The organism is Mesorhizobium sp. M1307 (genome assembly GCF_040318155.1).
Classification (GTDB): domain Bacteria; phylum Pseudomonadota; class Alphaproteobacteria; order Rhizobiales; family Rhizobiaceae; genus Mesorhizobium.
Window position 1 is genome coordinate 1 of record NZ_JAMYLR010000049.1, and the last position, 17,335, is coordinate 17,335.

Sequence of the window (17,335 nt, forward strand, 5' to 3'; positions counted from 1 at the left end):
AGTCCGGTGTCGATCCGAGCCGCATGGACGGCATAAGGTCACAGCTGAAGTCGATCGGGCTCGAACCTTATGATTGCCTCAATCCAGGACTGATGGACTATATCGCCACCTGGACGGCCAAGAGATCCGGCGCGTTGCCGGCCTAGTAGCCGCTCGACTATCATCGATCGAGCCGGGCGACGCCGCCCGGCTCTTTCACATTTGGAACAACGATGCACGCACCTGCTATTCTCGTCGATGCCGACGCTTGCCCGGTGAAGGCCGAGGTCGAAAAAGTCGCCGAGCGGCACGGCATCGTCGTCACCTTCGTCTCCAATGGCGGCTTGCGTCCGTCGCGCGATCCGATGATCCGCAATGTCGTCGTCTCCAAGGGCGCCGATGCCGCCGACGACTGGATCGTCGAAAATGCCCGGTCCAATGACATTGTGGTGACCGCCGATATCCCGCTTGCCGCGCGCGCGGTGGCGCTTGGCGCCCACGTACTTGGTCCGACCGGACGCCCGTTTACGCCCGAAACGATCGGCATGGCGGTGGCAATGCGCGATCTCAAGCAGCATCTGCGCGAGACCGGCGAAAGCAAGGGCTACAATTCGAGCTTCGCGCCGCAGGATCGCTCGCGGTTCCTAGGCGAGCTTGACCGCATCTTGCGGCGAGCGCTGAAATCCGCCTCAGCGGACTGAAGGCCATGGCGACCGGTAGCCCGACCAAGATGCCCATGCGACGCCACACGCCGTTCGCGGTGTCGTCCTGCATTGGCGCGGCAGCCTTTGGCGCGGCGCTGATCTGGCGCGCGCCGCTTGCCTATTGGATCGGCGCCAATGTGTTCTTTGCCGCCTATCTCGTTCTTGTCATCGCCCACATGCCGCGGCTTACCGGCAGCTATCTGCGCAAGAATGCAGGCGACACGGACCTGCCGGTACTGGCCATCTTCGCGGTCACGCTGATTGTCGTCGCTATTGCCATCATTTCGTTGTTTCAATTGATCAACAGAGAGAAGAGCGCGGACACCGTCGAGCTAACGGTGGCGCTGCTGTCTATCCCGCTTGGCTGGTTGACCATCCATGCCATGGCCGCACTTCACTACGCGCATATCTACTGGTTGGATGGCGATGCGATGGATGGCGACACAAAAAAGAAAATTCCAGTCGGCGGCCTCGACTTCCCGGGCGGCAAGCGGCCGGAAGGCTCGGATTTCCTCTATTTCGCCACGGTGATCGGCATGACGGCGCAAACCGCCGACACCAACATCACGACCTCGCAAATGCGCCGTGTCGTGCTTGTGCACTCGATCCTGTCGTTCTTCTTCAACACGGTCATCGTGGCAGCCGCGGTCAACCTCGCCGTCAGCCTCGGCAGTCCGTAATAAATCCGTGATCGGGTGAAACATCGCTTAGGCTGGCGACGTATTGGGAGGAGAAGAGATCTGACGAGGCCGCGACGAACGCGCGGCCGGAGGGAACAACAAATGGAATCGCTTGCCAGAAACCAAGCCGCCGGAGCAGATACCGCCGCGCCGAGTGATGCGACGCTGATCTATCGCCAGTCGCGCTGGACGCGGCTGACGCATTGGCTGTGGGCGATCGCGCTGTTCTTCATGCTGCTTTCCGGCCTGCAGATCTTCAACGCCCGCCCGCAGCTCTATATCGGCAAGGAGTCGGGTTTTGGCTACAACAACACCGTCTTCGCCATTGGCGCCGAGAATACGGCGACTGGCCCGCGCGGCTATACCGAAATCTTCGGCAAGCGCTTCGATACCACTGGTGTGCTCGGCTGGTCGGGTCCGGCCGGCCAGGAGACCTCCCGCGCCTTCCCGTCCTGGGCGACGATCCCTTCCTATTACGATCTCGGCACCGCGCGCGTCGTTCATTTCTTCTTCGCCTGGGTGCTGACCACCACGCTGCTGGTCTGGCTGGTCGCCAGCCTGATCAACGGCCATTTGCGCCGCGATCTTGCCCCGCGCCTCGATGATTTCAGGCGCCTGCCGCGAGACATTGTCGAGCACGCCAAGCTCAGGTTCCATCACACGCGCGACTACAACACGCTGCAGAAGATGGCCTATGGCGGCGTGCTGCTCGTGCTGCTGCCGCTGATGATCATCACCGGCCTTGCCATGTCGCCGAGCATGGATTCGGTGCTGCCGTTCCTGAATGATCTGCTCGGCGGCCGGCAGACGGCGCGCACCATTCATTTCACGGTGATGCTGCTGCTCGTCGCCTTCTTCATTATCCACATCCTGATGATCCTGGCCGCCGGCCCGATCAACGAGCTGCGCTCCATCATCACCGGGTGGTACCGAACCGACCCGCCGGCGTCTGGCGACAAAGCGCCAGAGAGGAGTGCCTGACATGGCGAAATTCGAGATCAGCCCCAAGCTACAGATAAGCCGAAGAAAGTTCCTGACCTCGGCCAGCCTCGGCCTTTCCGGCATCATGCTGTCGGGCTGCGACGCCTTCGACAGCCAGCTGGGCGTCGGCGACAGCCTGCGCAGCTTCCTCGAAAGCGCCAATGGCCTGACCTGGCGGGCGCAGCGACTGCTTGCCGGCGCTGACGCGCTGGCGCCGGAGTTCACCGAGGCCGACATTCGCCAGCTACAGCGGCCGAACGGTGTCACCGCACCGGACGACGATTTCTACAAGGGCCTGCTCGCCAGCGATTTCGCCGACTGGCGGCTGGAGGTTTCAGGCCTGGTCGAAAAACCGCTGTCGCTGAGCCGCGAGCAGCTGATGAACATGCCGAGCCGCACCCAGATCACCCGTCACGACTGCGTCGAAGGCTGGAGCTGCATTGCCAAATGGACAGGCACGCCGCTGTCGCTGGTGCTCGATCAGGCAGTGGTCAAGCCGCAGGCGCGCTACGTCATGTTCCACTGCCTCGATACGATCGACCGCAGCCTTGCCGGCGACATCAAATATTACGGCTCGATCGACCTGGTCGATGCCCGCCATCCGCAGACGATCCTTGCCTATGGCCTCAACGGCAAGCCATTGCCGGTCGAGAACGGCGCGCCGCTGCGCGTCCGCGTCGAGCGCCAGCTCGGCTACAAGATGCCGAAATACCTCTACAAGATCGAACTGGTCGACGGCTTCGCCAATCTCGGCGGCGGCAGAGGCGGCTATTGGGAGGACAATGGCTACGACTGGTACGGCGGCATCTGACCGAAACCTGACCCAAGCTTCATCTAACTGTCGTCGTCGCTGTCGTCGCCGTCGCTGCGCAGGGCCGGATTCAGGTCAGGATTATCGTCAGGGGTGACAAGCTTGCCCAGCCCGTGCGGTCCCTGGTAGTTGCCGTGGGTATCGAAGTTGGGGTTGCCCTGATTGTCGAATTGCGGCGTCGGATCGATCGATTGGTCGTAACGGCGCGGGCGCGGCTTCGGATAGTAATTATCGGAATGATGGCGATGCGAATTGCCGTTGTCGAGAATGGCGCCTACCACGCCGCCGACGATAATGGCTGCGGCGACGTCGCCAGCAGAGGGATTGCGGTCGGGGCCGGCGACTGCGAATTCGGCCGAGCAACCATTGTCGACCCAGATGCCGCCGCCGTCATAGCCCCAGCTTCTACCGTATACGCAACGCGCCTTCGAAAGCCTGGAGGTCAACTGCACGCCGCGGCGCGTATCGACCCCGCAATAGGAATAGCGGTAATCGGCGCTGGAGCAGACCACGCGTTTTGCCCCCGCAGCCTGCGCTGCCGCCGGCAGCAGCGAAAGCTTCGCCGGATTGCCCAGGATGCAAACCAGGAACATCATCGAACCGGTAACCGTCATCCGTGTCGACATCGCAACTCTCCATCAGGGTCCGCTATCGACAGAATGGCACCTCTGTGTAAATCTGACAACCGGACGGGCTCAGCGAGGTTATATTAATGCGCGCTAAGATGATCGCCACAACTATACTTGCCCTTTCTGCCTGGTTGGCTTTGTCGCTGCTGCCGGCCCGGGCGGACGACAGCCTCAAGCGCATCATCGACCAGAAGGCACTGACGATCGGCGTGGCGCTCAACCCGCCATGGATCCTCAAGAAGGCCGACGGGAAGTTGGCCGGCTATGATGTCGACCTGACCAGTGCGCTGGCGTCTGATCTCGGCGTCGACCTGAAGCTGGTCGAGGTGCCCTGGAACGACCTCAAGACAAGACTGCTCAAGGGTGATTTCGACATGATCGCGGCTGGCTACGCCAGCACGCCGGAACGCGCACGCGAGGTGGTGTTCTCCAACCAGACCGGCACCGCCGATATCCGCATGGTTGCGACGATCGCCAGCCTTGGGAAAAGGCCGGGAAAGGCAGTGGCGGCGCCGGGATACAAGATCGCCGTGCTGTCCAATTCCACCGATGAAGCCGCCGCGAAGGAAGCTTTTCCCAAGGCGACCATCCTGTCTTTCGACAATACCTCAGATGTTTTCGCCGCGATCATCGGCGGCGACGCACAGGCGATGGTCGCGACGTCGCCGACGCCGCAGATGGCCGCCAGGCTCTATGACGCGAAGTTGACGATGGTGGGCGGCCCGCTGTTGCGGACGCCGGAAGCGTTTGCGATGCGCCCGGACGATGTCCGCCTCATCCAATACGTCAACAACTGGATCGGCGCGCGTACCGCCGACGGCACCATAGGCGGCGTGCGCCGCTACTGGTTCGGCAGCTTCAAATGGATGTCGCGCTTCGAGACAGCTAAGTCCGAGCCCGCCAAGCAATAGGGTCGCGACCTGTTATGCAACCTTGTCGATCAGCGGCTTCAGCGCCGGATGGATTTCCGGCGAGGCGTGCTTGATCAGCGTCAGCAGCGCGCGCTCGTTCTCCTGCAGCGGCCGGTCGCCTATGTGTTCAGCGAGCCATTTGGCCTCGCCGGCATCGACCGTCTCGGCGCAGCGGGCCAGAGCCTCGGCTGCCTTGTTCTTGGACTCCCACTCGGCTTCGATATCGCCGGGTGAGCGATAGGCTTCCATGATGCCGGACAGGCCGCCCGATACCATGCGGCTGAAGAACCCGCCGATCTCCGGATCGGCCTGCTCGAAGAACGAATCCCGGCGCAGCGCCACGTCGCGCACCGGCGGTTCGTAGCCGGCCGAACACATGACGAAATTGGCGATCGCCTTGACGAACAGATCGTTCCAGGACGGATCGTTGTCGCCCGCCGCTGTCCGCTCGTTGATCTCGAACAGCACCTCGGCCTCGGCGCGGCTGATGGCGATGTTGCCATCGCCGCCATAGGCGTAAAGGATGCGGCGCAACAGCTCGACCTCGGCCTTGGCAATCGACCCAGGGATAAGCCTGCCGCCGGTCGCAAGCGGCCCCTTGCCGTCCACGACCGCATGAGCGACCTGCTCCAGCGCATAGCTGGAAAGCGTGCTCGGCGATGATTTGGCAACTTCCAGCACATGCACCAGCAACTCGAGTTCGGTTCGGCTGTCGACGATGCCGTCGCGCGAAATCGTCCGGATCAGCCAGTCGGCATTGTCCTGCGAAACATAGCCCGCCGGCTTTTCCTGGTGGACGATGAAATCGGTGACGGCCTCGACGAAAAACTCGAGCCATTCCGCGCATTTGTCCCTCGCCGTCGCGTCGAGCGCAAACAACGCCTCGGCCTCGCCGCGCGTTACCACGCCGTCGCCGAACACTTCGCCGCGCAGCATGACCACGTCTTCCGCTGTGATCCGATTTTTCGAGGTCAGCCTGGCCACCGGCGCGCTCATGATCAATTCGCCCATTTTGTTCCCCGCCCGCCGCCGGTAATTGCCGGCCCTTATGCGGTATATCGGCAAGGTCTTGAGAAACCGGCAAGCGGCGTGGTTAGCGAAGGCTTGCCTGTAAAGAAGGCCGCAGAAGACTTGGCGTAAAAATGTCGCCGGCAGGTGACAAGGTGTCGTCCACGGGCTATGGATGACGAGTCGAGGGCTCCTGACCGAGTCCTACCTGTTTGTGGGAGAGAGCAGCGAGAGCTGCCGCCGAAGGGGAAATCGCCCGAAATCTCTCAGGCAAAAGAACCGTAGACGGGAAAGACACTCTGGAAAGTCGGGGCTTGCCCCCGCGCCGAAGGTGTAAGCGCTGCCGACAGAGTTACGGGGCGCGAGTCTCTCAGGCTTCAGACAGAGGGGCACGGACTGGTCGCCATTCGCGGCCGCTTGCGTGCGACTCTGGAGATGACATGACGGGCGACGATACCAAACACCTTCCCCTCGAAGATCTGCACATGGCAGCTGGTGCGCGCTTTGGCGCCTTCGCCGGCTGGTCGATGCCGCTGACCTATCCGGCCGGCGTGATGAAGGAGCACCTGCACAGCCGTGAGCATGCCGGCCTGTTCGACATCTCGCACATGAAGCTGTTCGAAATCAGCGGTACGGGGGCAGCAGCGCTTCTGAACCGCGCCTGCCCGTTCGATGCCGGCGCACTTGAGGTTTCCCAGTCCAAATACACGTTCTTCCTCAATGAGGCGGCCGGCATTCTGGACGATCTGATCGTCACCAGGCTCGGCGCCGAGCGCTTCATGATGGTCGCCAATGCCGGCAACGCCGCCGCCGACGAAAAGCATCTGCGCGCACTGGCCAAAAATTTCGATGCAGAGGGCGATTTCGATGTAAAAGTGGATGCGCTCGACCGCGTCTTCCTGGCCATACAGGGCCCCGAGGCGTGGGCTGCCCTTTCCCGCGCCGGCATCGAGACCGGTTCGCTGGTGTTCATGCACGGCATCGAGCCGCGCGAAAAATGGTTCATGAGCCGGTCCGGCTATACCGGCGAAGACGGCTTCGAGATCGGCCTGCCGGAAGCGGATGCAAGAAACCTCGTCGCCAGGCTGCTCGAGGACGAGCGGGTGATGTGGGTCGGCCTTGCCGCCCGCGACAGCCTGCGGCTCGAAGCCGGACTGTGCCTGCACGGGCTGGACATCACGCCGGAGATCGATCCGGCCAGCGCCGGGCTGATGTGGGCCATCCCCAAGGAGGTTCGCGCCTCTGGCGCCTTCATCGGCGCCGATGCGCTGCGCGCCATCCTGGAGCGTGGTCCGGCGCAAAAACGCGTCGGCCTGAAGCCGGAAGGCCGCCAGCCGGTGCGCGCCGGTGCTGCCCTTTTCGATGCTGACGGCAACCCTGCCGGCCATGTCACCTCAGGCGGCTTCGGCCCCTCGGCCGGTCATCCGGTCGCCATGGGCTACGTCCAGACGCCGCTTGCCAAATCCGGCGCAAAACTGTTCGCCGATGTCCGCGGGACGAAAATCCCGGTCGACATCCACCCCTTGCCCTTCACGCCCCATCGCTACCGCAAAGGATGATTCAATGGCAAAGACCTATTTCACCGAAGATCACGAATGGCTGCGCGTCGAGGGCGGCATCGCCACGGTCGGCATCACCGATTACGCGCAGCAGCAGCTCGGCGATCTCGTCTTCGTCGAACTGCCGGAGCCGGGGAAGAAGCTGGCCAAGGGCGACACCGCCGTGGTGGTCGAATCGGTCAAGGCCGCATCGGACGTCTACGCGCCGGTCGACGGCGAGATCACCGAGGCCAACACCTCGCTGTCATCGGATCCTTCACTCGTCAATTCGGCGGCAACCGGCGACGGCTGGTTGTGGAAGATGAAGCTGGCCAATGAGCGCCAACTCGACGGACTCCTCGATGAAGCCGCTTACAAAGCCCATATTGGTTGATAGCAGGACCAGGAAGATGACCGCAGCACCCTACCCCTTCTCGGCTCGCCATATCGGCCCGGGCCTCCATGACGTCAGAGCCATGCTGGCGGCGATCGGCGTTCCTTCGGTCGAGACCCTGATCAGCCAGGCAGTGCCGAAGTCGATCCGGCTCGACCGGCCGCTGGCCCTGCCCGCGCCCGCAAGCGAAGCGGAAGCGCTGGCCGAGCTCGCGGCGACGATGGCAAAGAACACGGTGCAGAAGAGCTTCATCGGTGCCGGGTATCATGGCGTCCACGTGCCGCCGGTGATCCAGCGCAACCTGTTCGAGAACCCGGCCTGGTATACGGCTTACACGCCTTACCAAGCCGAGATCAGTCAGGGCCGGCTGGAGATGCTGTTCAACTTCCAGACACTGGTGACGGAACTGACCGGCCTGCCGGTGGCATCGGCCTCGCTGCTCGACGAGGCGACGGCGGTGGCCGAAGCGGTTGGCATCGCGCTGCGCCATCATCGCGACAAGCGCACCAAGGTGGCACTGGCCGGCACGCCGCACCCGCAGACGCTGGACGTCGTGCGCACCCGCGCCGAGCCGCTCGGCATCGAGGTCGACGGCGAGGTGATCGACGACAACACCGCCGCCCTGCTGGTCTCCTGGCCCGATACATTCGGCGTCTACGGCGACCACAAGGCAGCGATCGACAGGGCCCGTGCTGCCGGCGCGCTGGTCGTCTTCATCGCCGACCCGCTTGGCCTGACGCTGACCGATGCGCCGGCCAGGCTTGGCGCCGACATCGCCGTCGGCCCGATGCAGCGTTTTGGCGTGCCGATGGGCTTTGGCGGGCCGCACGCCGCCTATTGCGCCGTCTCCGACAGGCTGACGCGGCTGATGCCCGGCCGGCTCGTTGGCCAGTCGACGGATAGCAAGGGCCGTCCTGGTTATCGCCTCGCTTTGCAGACACGCGAACAGCATATCCGCCGCGACAAGGCGACGTCCAACATCTGCACCGCACAGGCGCTGCTCGCCAATATGGCGACGGCCTACGCGATCTGGCATGGCCCTGCCGGGCTGCAGGCGATTGCCGGCCGCGTCCACACGCTGGCCAACCGCCTGGCTGCCGGCCTCAAGGCAGCGGGCGTTTCGGTGGTCGGCGACAGCCATTTCGACACGGTGACCGTGAAAGTGAAGGGCAGAGCCGGCGGGATTGCCGCCGCCGCAGAAAAGACCGGCCGGCTGCTGCGCGTCATCGACGCCGACCATGTCGGCATCAGCTTCGACGAGACCTCCACCGAGGCCGATCTGGAGGCGATCGCAGCACTTTTCGGCGCCAAGGCCGGCGTTGCCGCCGGCAGTTCCATGCCAGGAAAACCGCGCGGCAAGGAGTTTCTCACCCAGCCCGTCTTCCGCGAAAACCACTCGGAAACCGACATGATGCGCTTCCTGCGCCGGCTGGCCGACAAGGACCTGGCGCTCGACCGCGCCATGATCCCGCTCGGCTCCTGCACCATGAAGCTCAACGCCGCCGCCGAAATGATGCCGGTGAGCTGGCCTGATGTCGCCAACCTGCATCCCTTCGCCCCGGCCAACCATTCGACAGGCTATCGCGCCATGATCGACGAGCTGGAAGGCTGGCTGGCCGAGATCACCGGCTTCGACGCGGTGACCCTGCAGCCCAATGCCGGCAGCCAGGGCGAATATGCCGGGCTGCTCGCCATTCGCGGCTATCATCTGTCGCGCGGCGAAGGCCATCGCACCATCTGCCTGATCCCGTCCTCGGCGCATGGCACCAATCCGGCAAGTGCGGCCATGGCTGGCATGAGCGTCGTCGTCGTGCGCTGCACCGAGGACGGCAATATCGACATGGCCGACCTGAAGGCCAAGGCGGCCGAGCATGCGCACAACCTCGCGGCGCTGATGTTCACCTACCCTTCGACGCATGGCGTCTTCGAGGAAGGCGCGCGCGACCTTTGTGCCCTCGTCCACAGCCATGGCGGCCAGGTCTATTTCGACGGCGCCAATCTCAACGCGCTGGTCGGCCTCGCCCGTCCCGGCGATATCGGCGCCGATGTCTGCCACATGAACCTGCACAAGACCTTCTGCATCCCGCATGGCGGCGGCGGCCCCGGTGTCGGCCCGATCGGCGTCAAGGCGCATCTGGAGCCATATCTGCCCGGCCACGTCACCGAAGGCTCGGCCCATGCCGTGGCGGCGGCACCGTTCGGCAGTGCCTCCATCCTGCCGATCACCTGGATGTATATTCGTATGATGGGCGCTTCCGGCCTGAAGCAGGCGACCGAGACGGCGATCATCTCCGCCAACTATGTGGCGACGCGGCTCGGCGAGCATTTCCCCCTGCTTTACAAAGGGCGCAACGGACGCGTTGCGCATGAATGCATCCTCGACACCCGCGCGCTCAAAGACAGCGCCGGCATCAGCGTCGACGATATCGCCAAGCGGCTGATCGACTATGGTTTCCATGCACCGACCATGTCGTTCCCGGTGGCCGGCACACTGATGGTGGAGCCGACCGAGTCCGAGCCCAAGCGCGAGCTGGATCGCTTCTGCGAGGCGATGATCGCCATAGCCGGCGAGGCAGCCAAGGTGGCGAAGGGCGAATGGCCGTTGGCCGACAATCCTCTAGTCAATGCGCCGCACACCGCCGCCGAGGCGTTGGCCGGCCAGTGGACCCATCCCTATTCGCGCCTGGAGGCGGCCTACCCCGCCGGCGATGCCGACACGGCGGCAAAATACTGGCCGCCGGTGTCGCGCATCGACAATGTCGCCGGCGACCGCAACCTTGTCTGCTCCTGCCCGCCGCTGTCGGAATATCTGGGTGCGGCGGAATAGATCATGATCCCGAAAAGTGGAATCCGGTTTTCGGACAAGATCATGGGTCTAACAAGAAGATAGAAACCTCAATCAGGCAGAACGCAAGGCCGGCCCGTCGGCCTTGCTCGCCCGGTCCCGGACGACGACGCGATTTCGCCCGGCGCGCTTTGCCGCATAGAGTGCTGCGTCGGCTTCGGCCAGCACATCGTCGAGACCGGTGCCGTTTGTTCCGCCAAAGCCGATGCCGCCGCTGACTGTGCTTCGCAACGGACCGAGCTGGGTGGCCACGACTTCCGTGCCGAAGGCGACGCTGATCTTGCTCGCAATGTCATAGGCCTTCTCTTCCGTCATCCGCGACATGACGAGCACGAATTCCTCGCCGCCCAACCGGAAGGCGTCGACGCCGGTCCGGGCGTATTTCCTGATGATGGCGGCAAAGCGGCACAGAACCTGGTCGCCGACCGGGTGACCAAATACGTCGTTCGTCCTCTTGAAATGGTCGAGGTCGAACATGGCAACGGACATGAACGGACCGAAGACCCGCTCGCCGTAGAGTGCCGTCAACGCCCGCCGATTCATCAGCCCGGTCAATGGATCGGTCATCGTCTCGGCCTTCAATTCGATCTGCGCCTGCAAATGATGCAGGGAGAGCGTCAATGCGCCGAGCCCGGTCATGCAGGCGACGGCCACGACGGAATTCACCCGCTCGGCCCAATTGTCCGGTGCTACACCGAGCACCCATTGGCCCGTGACCAGCAGGACCGCGCCGCAAAGTCCGAACGACAGCGCACAGACGCCGCTCAGGAACGAGACGACCAGCAATATCCGGCGATCGTGACCACCCTCAATCCAGAACATCGCCCCGATGAGCGAGAGCAGCGCCGTTACCGTCGCGTAGGTGACAATAAAGCCGACACCATCAAACCCGAGATACGTCGCGCCCGCGCAAACAGCCATCGCAACCAAGGTCGGCAAGATGGCGCGCCTGTAGTCGCCTGTGCCGAGATATTGCATAGCCGACAGGCAGATGATCAGGAAGCCGAGGCTGAGAAGCACAAGCACGATCTGGCAAAGCCAGGCGCTTGGATCCCTGGTGTAATGCCAGAACAACACGACATGTGCGACCAGCACGAGAATGCCGCAGGCCACCGTCAGCACAAAGCGTGCCTTTGGCGCGGTGAACCAGATCGCAAACATGGTGATGCTAAGGCACGTGCCCGACAGCGCCGCCGCGAGCAGGAGCGAACTGTAATCCAACATGCTTAAGCGACAGCCTCTTGAAGGTTCCACTGCATTCTAGGTCAGCGACAGTTCGCGGATATCGTTTTTCAGCCAACCTTGCGGCGTAACCTTCGGACAAGGTTTACAAAGCGTCGATGCTCCACCCTCGACCCCATTTCCGCCGCTTGGCTGTCGAATGGTTTTGCAGTAAGAGGCCCTATCCTCGAACGTAACAGGAACCTCCGTCGCCTGCCCACAAAAAGCGTGGCAGTATCGGGTGGTGATTCGCAGCATCGGAATCCAGGACCGGCATGGACGACAACAACGATCTTTTCGCCAAATTGGACAAGCAGCCGCAACCGGCTCGCGCCGCCGCGCGCCCGGCCGACCCGCTGGTGCAGGCGGCGAAGCGGCCGGCGCCCCGCGACGCCAGCGAGAGCTACAGTGCCGCCGATATCGAAGTGCTGGAGGGGCTGGAGCCGGTGCGCCGCCGCCCGGGCATGTACATTGGCGGCACCGACGACAAGGCGATGCACCATCTGTTCGCCGAGGTCATCGACAATTCGATGGACGAGGCGGTCGCCGGCCATGCGACCTTCATCGATGTCGAGCTTTCCGCCGACGGATACCTGTCCGTCACAGACAACGGCCGCGGCATTCCGGTCGATCCGCACCCGAAATTCAAGAAGCCGGCGCTCGAACTCATCATGACGACGCTGCATTCAGGCGGCAAGTTCGACAGCAAGGTTTACGAGACGTCCGGCGGCCTGCACGGTGTCGGCGTTTCCGTGGTCAACGCGCTGTCCGACCATCTCGAGGTCGAGGTGGCGCTGGGAAGGAAACTTTATCGGCAAAAGTTCTCGCGCGGCATTCCTGTGACCGGCCTGGAGCAGCTCGGCGAGGTGCACAACCGCCGCGGCACGAAGATCCGCTTCCATCCAGACGAGCAGATTTTCGGCAAGGGCGCTGCTTTCGAGCCGGCGCGGCTCTACCGCATGGCGCGGTCAAAGGCCTATCTGTTCGGCGGTGTCGAAATCCGCTGGACCTGCGATCCGTCGCTGATCAGGGAAAAGGACACGACGCCGGCCAAGGCAGAATTCCATTTTCCGGGCGGCCTCAAGGATTATCTGAAAGCCTCGCTCGGCGACGAATTCCAGGTCACCCGCGAAATGTTCGCCGGCAAGAGCGAGAAGCAGGGCGGTCACGGTTCGCTCGAATGGGCGGTGACCTGGTTCGGCGGCGACGGTTTTATCAATTCCTATTGCAATACCATCCCGACCGCGGAGGGCGGCACGCATGAGGCCGGCTTCCGTAACGTCCTGACGCGCGGCTTGCGCGCTTATGCCGACCTGGTCGGCAACAAGCGCGCCTCGATCGTCACTTCCGAGGATGTGATGATCTCGGCGGCGGGCATGCTGTCGGTGTTCATCCGCGAACCGGAATTCGTCGGCCAGACCAAGGACAGGTTGGCGACGATCGAGGCGATCCGCATCGTCGAAAGCGCTATCCGCGACCCGTTCGACCATTGGCTGGCCGACAATCCGCAGGAAGCTTCGAAACTGCTCGAATGGGTGATCGCGCGCGCCGACGAGCGGGTGCGCCGCCGCCAGGAAAAGGAAGTGTCGCGCAAGAGTGCGGTGCGCAAGCTGCGCCTGCCCGGCAAGCTCGCCGACTGCACGCAGAATGCCGCCGCCGGTGCCGAGCTGTTCATCGTCGAGGGCGATTCGGCCGGCGGTTCGGCAAAGCAGGCGCGCGACCGCGCCAGCCAGGCGGTGCTGCCCCTGCGCGGCAAGATCCTCAACGTCGCCAGCGCCGGCAACGACAAGCTTGCCGCCAACCAGCAGATATCCGACCTCATCCAGGCGCTTGGCTGCGGCACGCGCTCGAGATACCGCGACGAGGACCTGCGTTACGACCGGGTCATCATCATGACAGATGCCGACGTCGACGGCGCCCATATCGCCTCGCTGCTGATCACCTTTTTCTACCAGGAGATGCCAAGCCTGGTCCGCGGCGGCCATCTCTATCTGGCGGTGCCGCCGCTTTATTCGATCCGGCAAGGCGGCAAGGTCGCCTATGCCCGCAACGACGCGCACAAGGACGAACTCCTGCGCACCGAATTCACCGGGCGCGGCAAGGTCGAAATCGGCCGCTTCAAGGGGCTGGGCGAAATGATGGCCGCCCAGCTCAAGGAAACCACCATGGACCCGAAAAAGCGCACGCTGCTGCGGGTCGACGTTATCGATGCCGAGGCGGCGACCAAGGATGCGGTCGACGCATTGATGGGGACCAAGCCCGAGGCCCGTTTCCGGTTCATCCAGGAACGCGCGGAATTCGCCGAGACGGAAGTGCTGGATATCTGAGCTCCCGCCGCTAGCTTGGCCTTCTGAGCTGGAGACGAGCACTTGACCTGGGCGCGGCTGAAGGACGATATCGGCACGCGGATCGCTGGCCTGACGCGGCCGACGCGCTCGGACTGGATCTTTGCCCTGCGCACCGTTTCGGCCGGCCTCATCGCACTCTTGGCCGCCTATGCGCTGAAGCTCGACCACCCGCAATGGGCGATGATGACGGTGTTCATCGTCGCACAGCCGGTCGCCGGCATGGTGCTGGCGAAGGGGTTTTATCGTCTCCTCGGCACGCTTGCCGGCGCGCTGGCTGCGATCGGCATTACCACTGTTTTCGATGCCAACCCGTGGTTGCTGGTTACCGTTCTTGCCGTCTGGATCGGCATCTGCTCGCTGGTCTCGTCGCTGCTCCGCAATCCGGAAGCCTATGGCGCGGCGCTTGCCGGCTACACCGCGATGATCATCGGCCTGCCGGCTTTCGGCCAGCCGCACCTCGTCATCGATCTCGCCGTGGCGCGCTGCGCGGAAATCGTGCTTGGCATCATTTGCGCCGCGCTGAGCAGCCGGCTGATCCTGCCGAAACTGGCCGCCGACGCCATCATCTCAAGACTGAAACGCAGCATTCTCGACCTGGCGGCCTATGCGGACGGCGCTTTTTCCGGCGGCGATGCGGAAAAGCTTGCCGGGCTGCACCGCAAGCTGATCGGCGACGTCCAGACGCTCGGCGAGATGCGCACCTACGCAAGGCTGGAGGGGCCGAGCCTCGCCACCCGCGCCTATCCGGTCCGGCGTACCATCGGCCAGCTTCTGTCGGCCCTGTCAGCGGCGCGTGCGCTGCATGCCCACGCCGCGCCGAAGAATGCAGCCCTCATCCCCGTTCGCGCCGAGTTGCAGGCCGTTGTCGGCGAACTGGTAGCCAAGCCGGGCGCACTGGACGATACGGCGCCCTGGGTGGCGCGGCTCGACGCAATCGCCGGCAAGGCACGGCAGATGCCTGGCATCGCGGCCGGGCAAGACATTGACTGGGCTGGCACTGTCACCCGCCTAACCATTGCCGCCGACTTCGCCGAGGCTATGCAGCAAGTGCTGCGCGGCCTGGATGCACTCCGCTCTCCCCCGTCTCGTGCCAGTCGCGAACGGCGGCAGCCGGCGCTGGTGGTGCACCGCGATTATCGTGCGGCATCGCACAATGCCGTGCGCGCCGCTATCGCCACACTCCTGGTCGCCGGCTTCTGGCTGGCGACGAAATGGTCGGACGCGACGGGCACGGTCATTCTGGTCGCGGTCGTCTCCAGCCTGTTCGCCGCTCGCCCCGATCCGATCCGGTCGGCATGGAACTTCTTCGAGGGCACGTTGCTCGCCCTGCCCTTTGCGTTTCTCATCGGCCAGTTGGCGCTTCCGGCTTTGCCAGGCTTCGGATGGTTCATGGTCTTTGTCGTGCCGATCCTGGTGCCAGCGGCACTGGCCATGGCCAATCCGCGCTACGTCGGCGTGGCAACGGCCTTTGCGATCAATTTCCTCGCCTTCCTCAGCCCACATCAGGTCATGACCTACGATCCGGAGCCGTTCTTCGCCAATTCGGCAGCGGTCCTTGTCGGCATTCTTCTGGCGATCGGCGTCTTCGCCGTCGTGCTGCCCGCCGACCCCTGGGTTACAGTCAACCGCATCCTGCAAACCATGCGCGAAGATCTTGCACGCCTTTGCCTGCACGACCGCCTGCCGCGGCGATCGGCCTTCGAAAGCCTTGCCTACGACCGGATCAACCAGTTGATGCCACTGCTGCAGAACGCCGGCAAGAAAGGCGACGCGGTTCTCGGCGGCGGCATAGCTGCGGTTACCGTCGGCCTCGAAATCCTACGGCTGCGCAACGCGCAGCAAAGTTCCGCGATCCCGCCTGAAACAGCACTTTCCATCGCCAATTTCCTGCGCGGTCTGGCACGCGAGCTGCTGTTCAGGCGGCCCGGCGAGCCGCAGACGGCGACCGTCGCAGTCGCCAGGCAGTATGCAGCAGGCATCGCGGAGCGCAGCGTCGCGGCCGAAATGCTGCAGATCGCCGCTTCGCTGCGCATCATTGCCGCCGCGATCGAGGATTTTCCGGATTTTTTCGCGAAGGACCGGGTTTAGGCAGCAGCGATCGCCAGCGCGTGCCCGCGTGCGTTCTCGCGCAGCGCGTCGAGATGGATCGATTTGACCAGCCCGGCGAGATCGCCTTCTGCGGACTGTCCGCCCAATTCCTTCAGCATCAGCCAGCTGACTTCCTGGACGCCGGCGAGGCGTTTGCCATTGGCGACCTCGCGCCAGACCTTCAGCGCGCGCAGAATGATGGCGTGGGTGGCGGCGGCAAGCCCGGCGCTGCGGAACAGTGCCTGCAACGCTATGTCATGCCCGCCGGCCAGCAGTGCTCTCACCCGTTGTTCGGACTGTTGGCTGAGCGCGACCAGCGCCGAACCAAAGAAGTCGACCTTGCCGTGCGCAATGGTGCGGACGACGAAGCTTGCGGTCAGGTCGCCGCGCAGGCGCAGATGTTCGACAAGTGCGGTATGTTCCTCTGTCCGCGTGCCTTCGATCAGCGTCACCGAAGCCTTGATGCAAGCATCGCGCGTGACGCGCTCGGCCCTGGCGGCGCCCATCAGCGCCAGCACCAGCGGCGACCCCTTGAGCATCTCCCCGAGCTTGACCAGCAGCGTATGCCGGCAATCGGCGGGCAGCCGGGTGTCGGCGATCAGCGCCTCGCGCACCAGAGGCAGATGGCCGTGCCGCTCGGCCATGCGGCGAAAGCTGACGGATGCGATGTCGGCGCCGCTGTTGGCGAGCAGCGTGGCGCAGGCTTCCGGCTCGCCGATCTCGGCGATCGCCGCCGCAACCGACATCGAGACGCGTGGCCGGTCGGCGATCACCTTCTGCGTCGCCTTCTGGCCGCCGGCAACCCGATCGATCAGGTCGGCATCGGTGAGCAGCGGCGAGCGCGCCAGCACCAAGGCTGCGACTTCCGGCTGGTCCGAGGCCAGCGCGCTGACGATCTGCGGCGGCGCATGATGGCTCATGGAAAGCGCGTCGGCGATCGCCGCCCGCACCTTCGACGATACGTCATCGAGCAGCAACGTCAGCGCCGCCTCGGCAGCGCAGCGGTCCTCGAAAGGCAGCTCCGAGTCGACATAGGCGCGAGCCAGCGCGCTTGCCGCCGCAGCACGCTCCGACACCTTCGCCGTATGGATCCATTTCAGGAAATGCGAAACGACCATGTCGCCTGCTTACGCCCCTTGCCAGAACGCTTCTGACCCTGGCGGAGACCGTAGGCACAAATGGTTTACGAACGGTTCAC

At 63.9% G+C, this 17,335-nt stretch carries 14 protein-coding genes, 1 pseudogene and 1 riboswitch; of the genes and pseudogenes, 11 read left to right on the top strand and 4 right to left on the bottom strand.

The features are described from left to right. The 5 genes and pseudogenes from NKH16_RS30390 to NKH16_RS30410 form a co-directional block, all read left to right on the top strand. A pseudogene (locus NKH16_RS30390) lies at nucleotides 1–146 on the top strand (S-(hydroxymethyl)glutathione synthase); the annotation flags it as partial. A gap of 66 nt (nucleotides 147–212) precedes the next feature. Continuing rightward, nucleotides 213–680 carry a YaiI/YqxD family protein gene (locus tag NKH16_RS30395; RefSeq protein WP_352746108.1) on the top strand — a complete coding sequence of 156 codons (468 nt, stop codon included), beginning with the start codon at nucleotides 213–215 and terminating at the stop codon, nucleotides 678–680. 5 nt (nucleotides 681–685) lie between these two features. Continuing rightward, on the top strand, nucleotides 686–1,363 hold the full coding sequence (locus NKH16_RS30400) for a DUF1345 domain-containing protein (protein WP_352746106.1): 678 nt from the start codon (nucleotides 686–688) through the stop codon (nucleotides 1,361–1,363). Nucleotides 1,364–1,465: 102 nt separating this feature from the next. Continuing rightward, a complete protein-coding gene (locus NKH16_RS30405) occupies nucleotides 1,466–2,344 on the top strand; it encodes a cytochrome b/b6 domain-containing protein (RefSeq protein WP_352746104.1) in 879 nt (292 codons plus the stop codon). Nucleotide 2,345: 1 nt separating this feature from the next. Next, complete coding sequence (locus tag NKH16_RS30410) at nucleotides 2,346–3,155, top strand: molybdopterin-binding protein (RefSeq protein WP_352746101.1); 810 nt, start codon at nucleotides 2,346–2,348, stop codon at nucleotides 3,153–3,155. A gap of 23 nt (nucleotides 3,156–3,178) precedes the next feature. On the opposite strand, the gene NKH16_RS30415 is transcribed toward NKH16_RS30410, so the two are convergent. Beyond that, nucleotides 3,179–3,781 carry a DUF3011 domain-containing protein gene (locus tag NKH16_RS30415; protein WP_352451338.1) on the bottom strand — a complete coding sequence of 201 codons (603 nt, stop codon included), beginning with the start codon at nucleotides 3,779–3,781 and terminating at the stop codon, nucleotides 3,179–3,181. Nucleotides 3,782–3,867: 86 nt separating this feature from the next. On the opposite strand from NKH16_RS30415, the gene NKH16_RS30420 reads away from it, so the two are divergent. Continuing rightward, nucleotides 3,868–4,695, top strand: a complete 828-nt coding sequence (locus NKH16_RS30420) for a transporter substrate-binding domain-containing protein (protein ID WP_352903308.1) — start codon at nucleotides 3,868–3,870, stop codon at nucleotides 4,693–4,695. A gap of 12 nt (nucleotides 4,696–4,707) precedes the next feature. Here the strand turns inward: NKH16_RS30420 and NKH16_RS30425 are convergent, their stop codons facing one another. Continuing rightward, nucleotides 4,708–5,706 carry a hypothetical protein gene (locus NKH16_RS30425; protein ID WP_352746098.1) on the bottom strand — a complete coding sequence of 333 codons (999 nt, stop codon included), beginning with the start codon at nucleotides 5,704–5,706 and terminating at the stop codon, nucleotides 4,708–4,710. A gap of 202 nt (nucleotides 5,707–5,908) precedes the next feature. After that, a riboswitch (glycine riboswitch) is annotated at nucleotides 5,909–5,995 on the top strand. A gap of 148 nt (nucleotides 5,996–6,143) precedes the next feature. Between NKH16_RS30425 and gcvT the strand changes: the two genes are divergently transcribed. The 3 genes from gcvT to gcvP are packed head-to-tail and all read left to right on the top strand — an operon-like array spanning nucleotide 6,144 to nucleotide 10,462. Further along, nucleotides 6,144–7,262 (top strand): glycine cleavage system aminomethyltransferase GcvT, encoded by a 1,119-nt coding sequence (gene gcvT, locus NKH16_RS30430; protein ID WP_352473893.1) that lies wholly within the window; start codon nucleotides 6,144–6,146, stop codon nucleotides 7,260–7,262. 4 nt (nucleotides 7,263–7,266) lie between these two features. Then, nucleotides 7,267–7,635 carry a glycine cleavage system protein GcvH gene (gcvH, locus tag NKH16_RS30435; protein ID WP_352451343.1) on the top strand — a complete coding sequence of 123 codons (369 nt, stop codon included), beginning with the start codon at nucleotides 7,267–7,269 and terminating at the stop codon, nucleotides 7,633–7,635. A 16-nt stretch (nucleotides 7,636–7,651) separates the two neighbouring features. Next, nucleotides 7,652–10,462: an aminomethyl-transferring glycine dehydrogenase gene (gcvP, locus tag NKH16_RS30440; RefSeq protein WP_352903310.1), complete on the top strand. Its 2,811-nt coding sequence runs from the start codon at nucleotides 7,652–7,654 to the stop codon at nucleotides 10,460–10,462. A 72-nt stretch (nucleotides 10,463–10,534) separates the two neighbouring features. Here the strand turns inward: gcvP and NKH16_RS30445 are convergent, their stop codons facing one another. Further along, entirely contained in the window at nucleotides 10,535–11,704 is a 1,170-nt protein-coding gene (locus tag NKH16_RS30445; protein WP_352451345.1) for a GGDEF domain-containing protein, read from the bottom strand. Nucleotides 11,705–11,976: 272 nt separating this feature from the next. On the opposite strand from NKH16_RS30445, the gene parE reads away from it, so the two are divergent. Continuing rightward, on the top strand, nucleotides 11,977–14,028 hold the full coding sequence (gene parE / locus NKH16_RS30450; protein WP_352746091.1) for a DNA topoisomerase IV subunit B: 2,052 nt from the start codon (nucleotides 11,977–11,979) through the stop codon (nucleotides 14,026–14,028). A gap of 42 nt (nucleotides 14,029–14,070) precedes the next feature. Continuing rightward, the gene (locus tag NKH16_RS30455) at nucleotides 14,071–16,137 is read left to right on the top strand and encodes an FUSC family protein (RefSeq protein ID WP_352746089.1); all 2,067 of its coding nucleotides are present in this window, start codon (nucleotides 14,071–14,073) and stop codon (nucleotides 16,135–16,137) included. Here NKH16_RS30455 and NKH16_RS30460 read toward each other — a convergent pair. Continuing rightward, nucleotides 16,134–17,255 (bottom strand): DUF2336 domain-containing protein, encoded by a 1,122-nt coding sequence (locus NKH16_RS30460; RefSeq protein ID WP_352451348.1) that lies wholly within the window; start codon nucleotides 17,253–17,255, stop codon nucleotides 16,134–16,136. The two genes, NKH16_RS30455 and NKH16_RS30460, sit on opposite strands and share 4 nt — an antisense overlap. Nucleotides 17,256–17,335: the final 80 nt, after the last annotated feature.

Excerpts from the sequence above, each read along its gene's own strand:
- gcvP (WP_352903310.1), top strand. The coding sequence starts at position 7,652 with ATGACCGCAGCACCCTACCCCTTCTCGGCTCGCCATATCGGCCCGGGC.
- NKH16_RS30445 (WP_352451345.1), bottom strand. The coding sequence starts at position 11,704 with ATGTTGGATTACAGTTCGCTCCTGCTCGCGGCGGCGCTGTCGGGCACG.
- parE (WP_352746091.1), top strand. The coding sequence starts at position 11,977 with ATGGACGACAACAACGATCTTTTCGCCAAATTGGACAAGCAGCCGCAA.
- NKH16_RS30400 (WP_352746106.1), top strand. The coding sequence starts at position 686 with ATGGCGACCGGTAGCCCGACCAAGATGCCCATGCGACGCCACACGCCG.
- gcvT (WP_352473893.1), top strand. The coding sequence starts at position 6,144 with ATGACGGGCGACGATACCAAACACCTTCCCCTCGAAGATCTGCACATG.
- NKH16_RS30425 (WP_352746098.1), bottom strand. The coding sequence starts at position 5,706 with ATGGGCGAATTGATCATGAGCGCGCCGGTGGCCAGGCTGACCTCGAAA.
- NKH16_RS30415 (WP_352451338.1), bottom strand. The coding sequence starts at position 3,781 with ATGTCGACACGGATGACGGTTACCGGTTCGATGATGTTCCTGGTTTGC.
- gcvH (WP_352451343.1), top strand. The coding sequence starts at position 7,267 with ATGGCAAAGACCTATTTCACCGAAGATCACGAATGGCTGCGCGTCGAG.
- NKH16_RS30460 (WP_352451348.1), bottom strand. The coding sequence starts at position 17,255 with ATGGTCGTTTCGCATTTCCTGAAATGGATCCATACGGCGAAGGTGTCG.
- NKH16_RS30405 (WP_352746104.1), top strand. The coding sequence starts at position 1,466 with ATGGAATCGCTTGCCAGAAACCAAGCCGCCGGAGCAGATACCGCCGCG.
- NKH16_RS30420 (WP_352903308.1), top strand. The coding sequence starts at position 3,868 with ATGCGCGCTAAGATGATCGCCACAACTATACTTGCCCTTTCTGCCTGG.
- NKH16_RS30410 (WP_352746101.1), top strand. The coding sequence starts at position 2,346 with ATGGCGAAATTCGAGATCAGCCCCAAGCTACAGATAAGCCGAAGAAAG.
- NKH16_RS30395 (WP_352746108.1), top strand. The coding sequence starts at position 213 with ATGCACGCACCTGCTATTCTCGTCGATGCCGACGCTTGCCCGGTGAAG.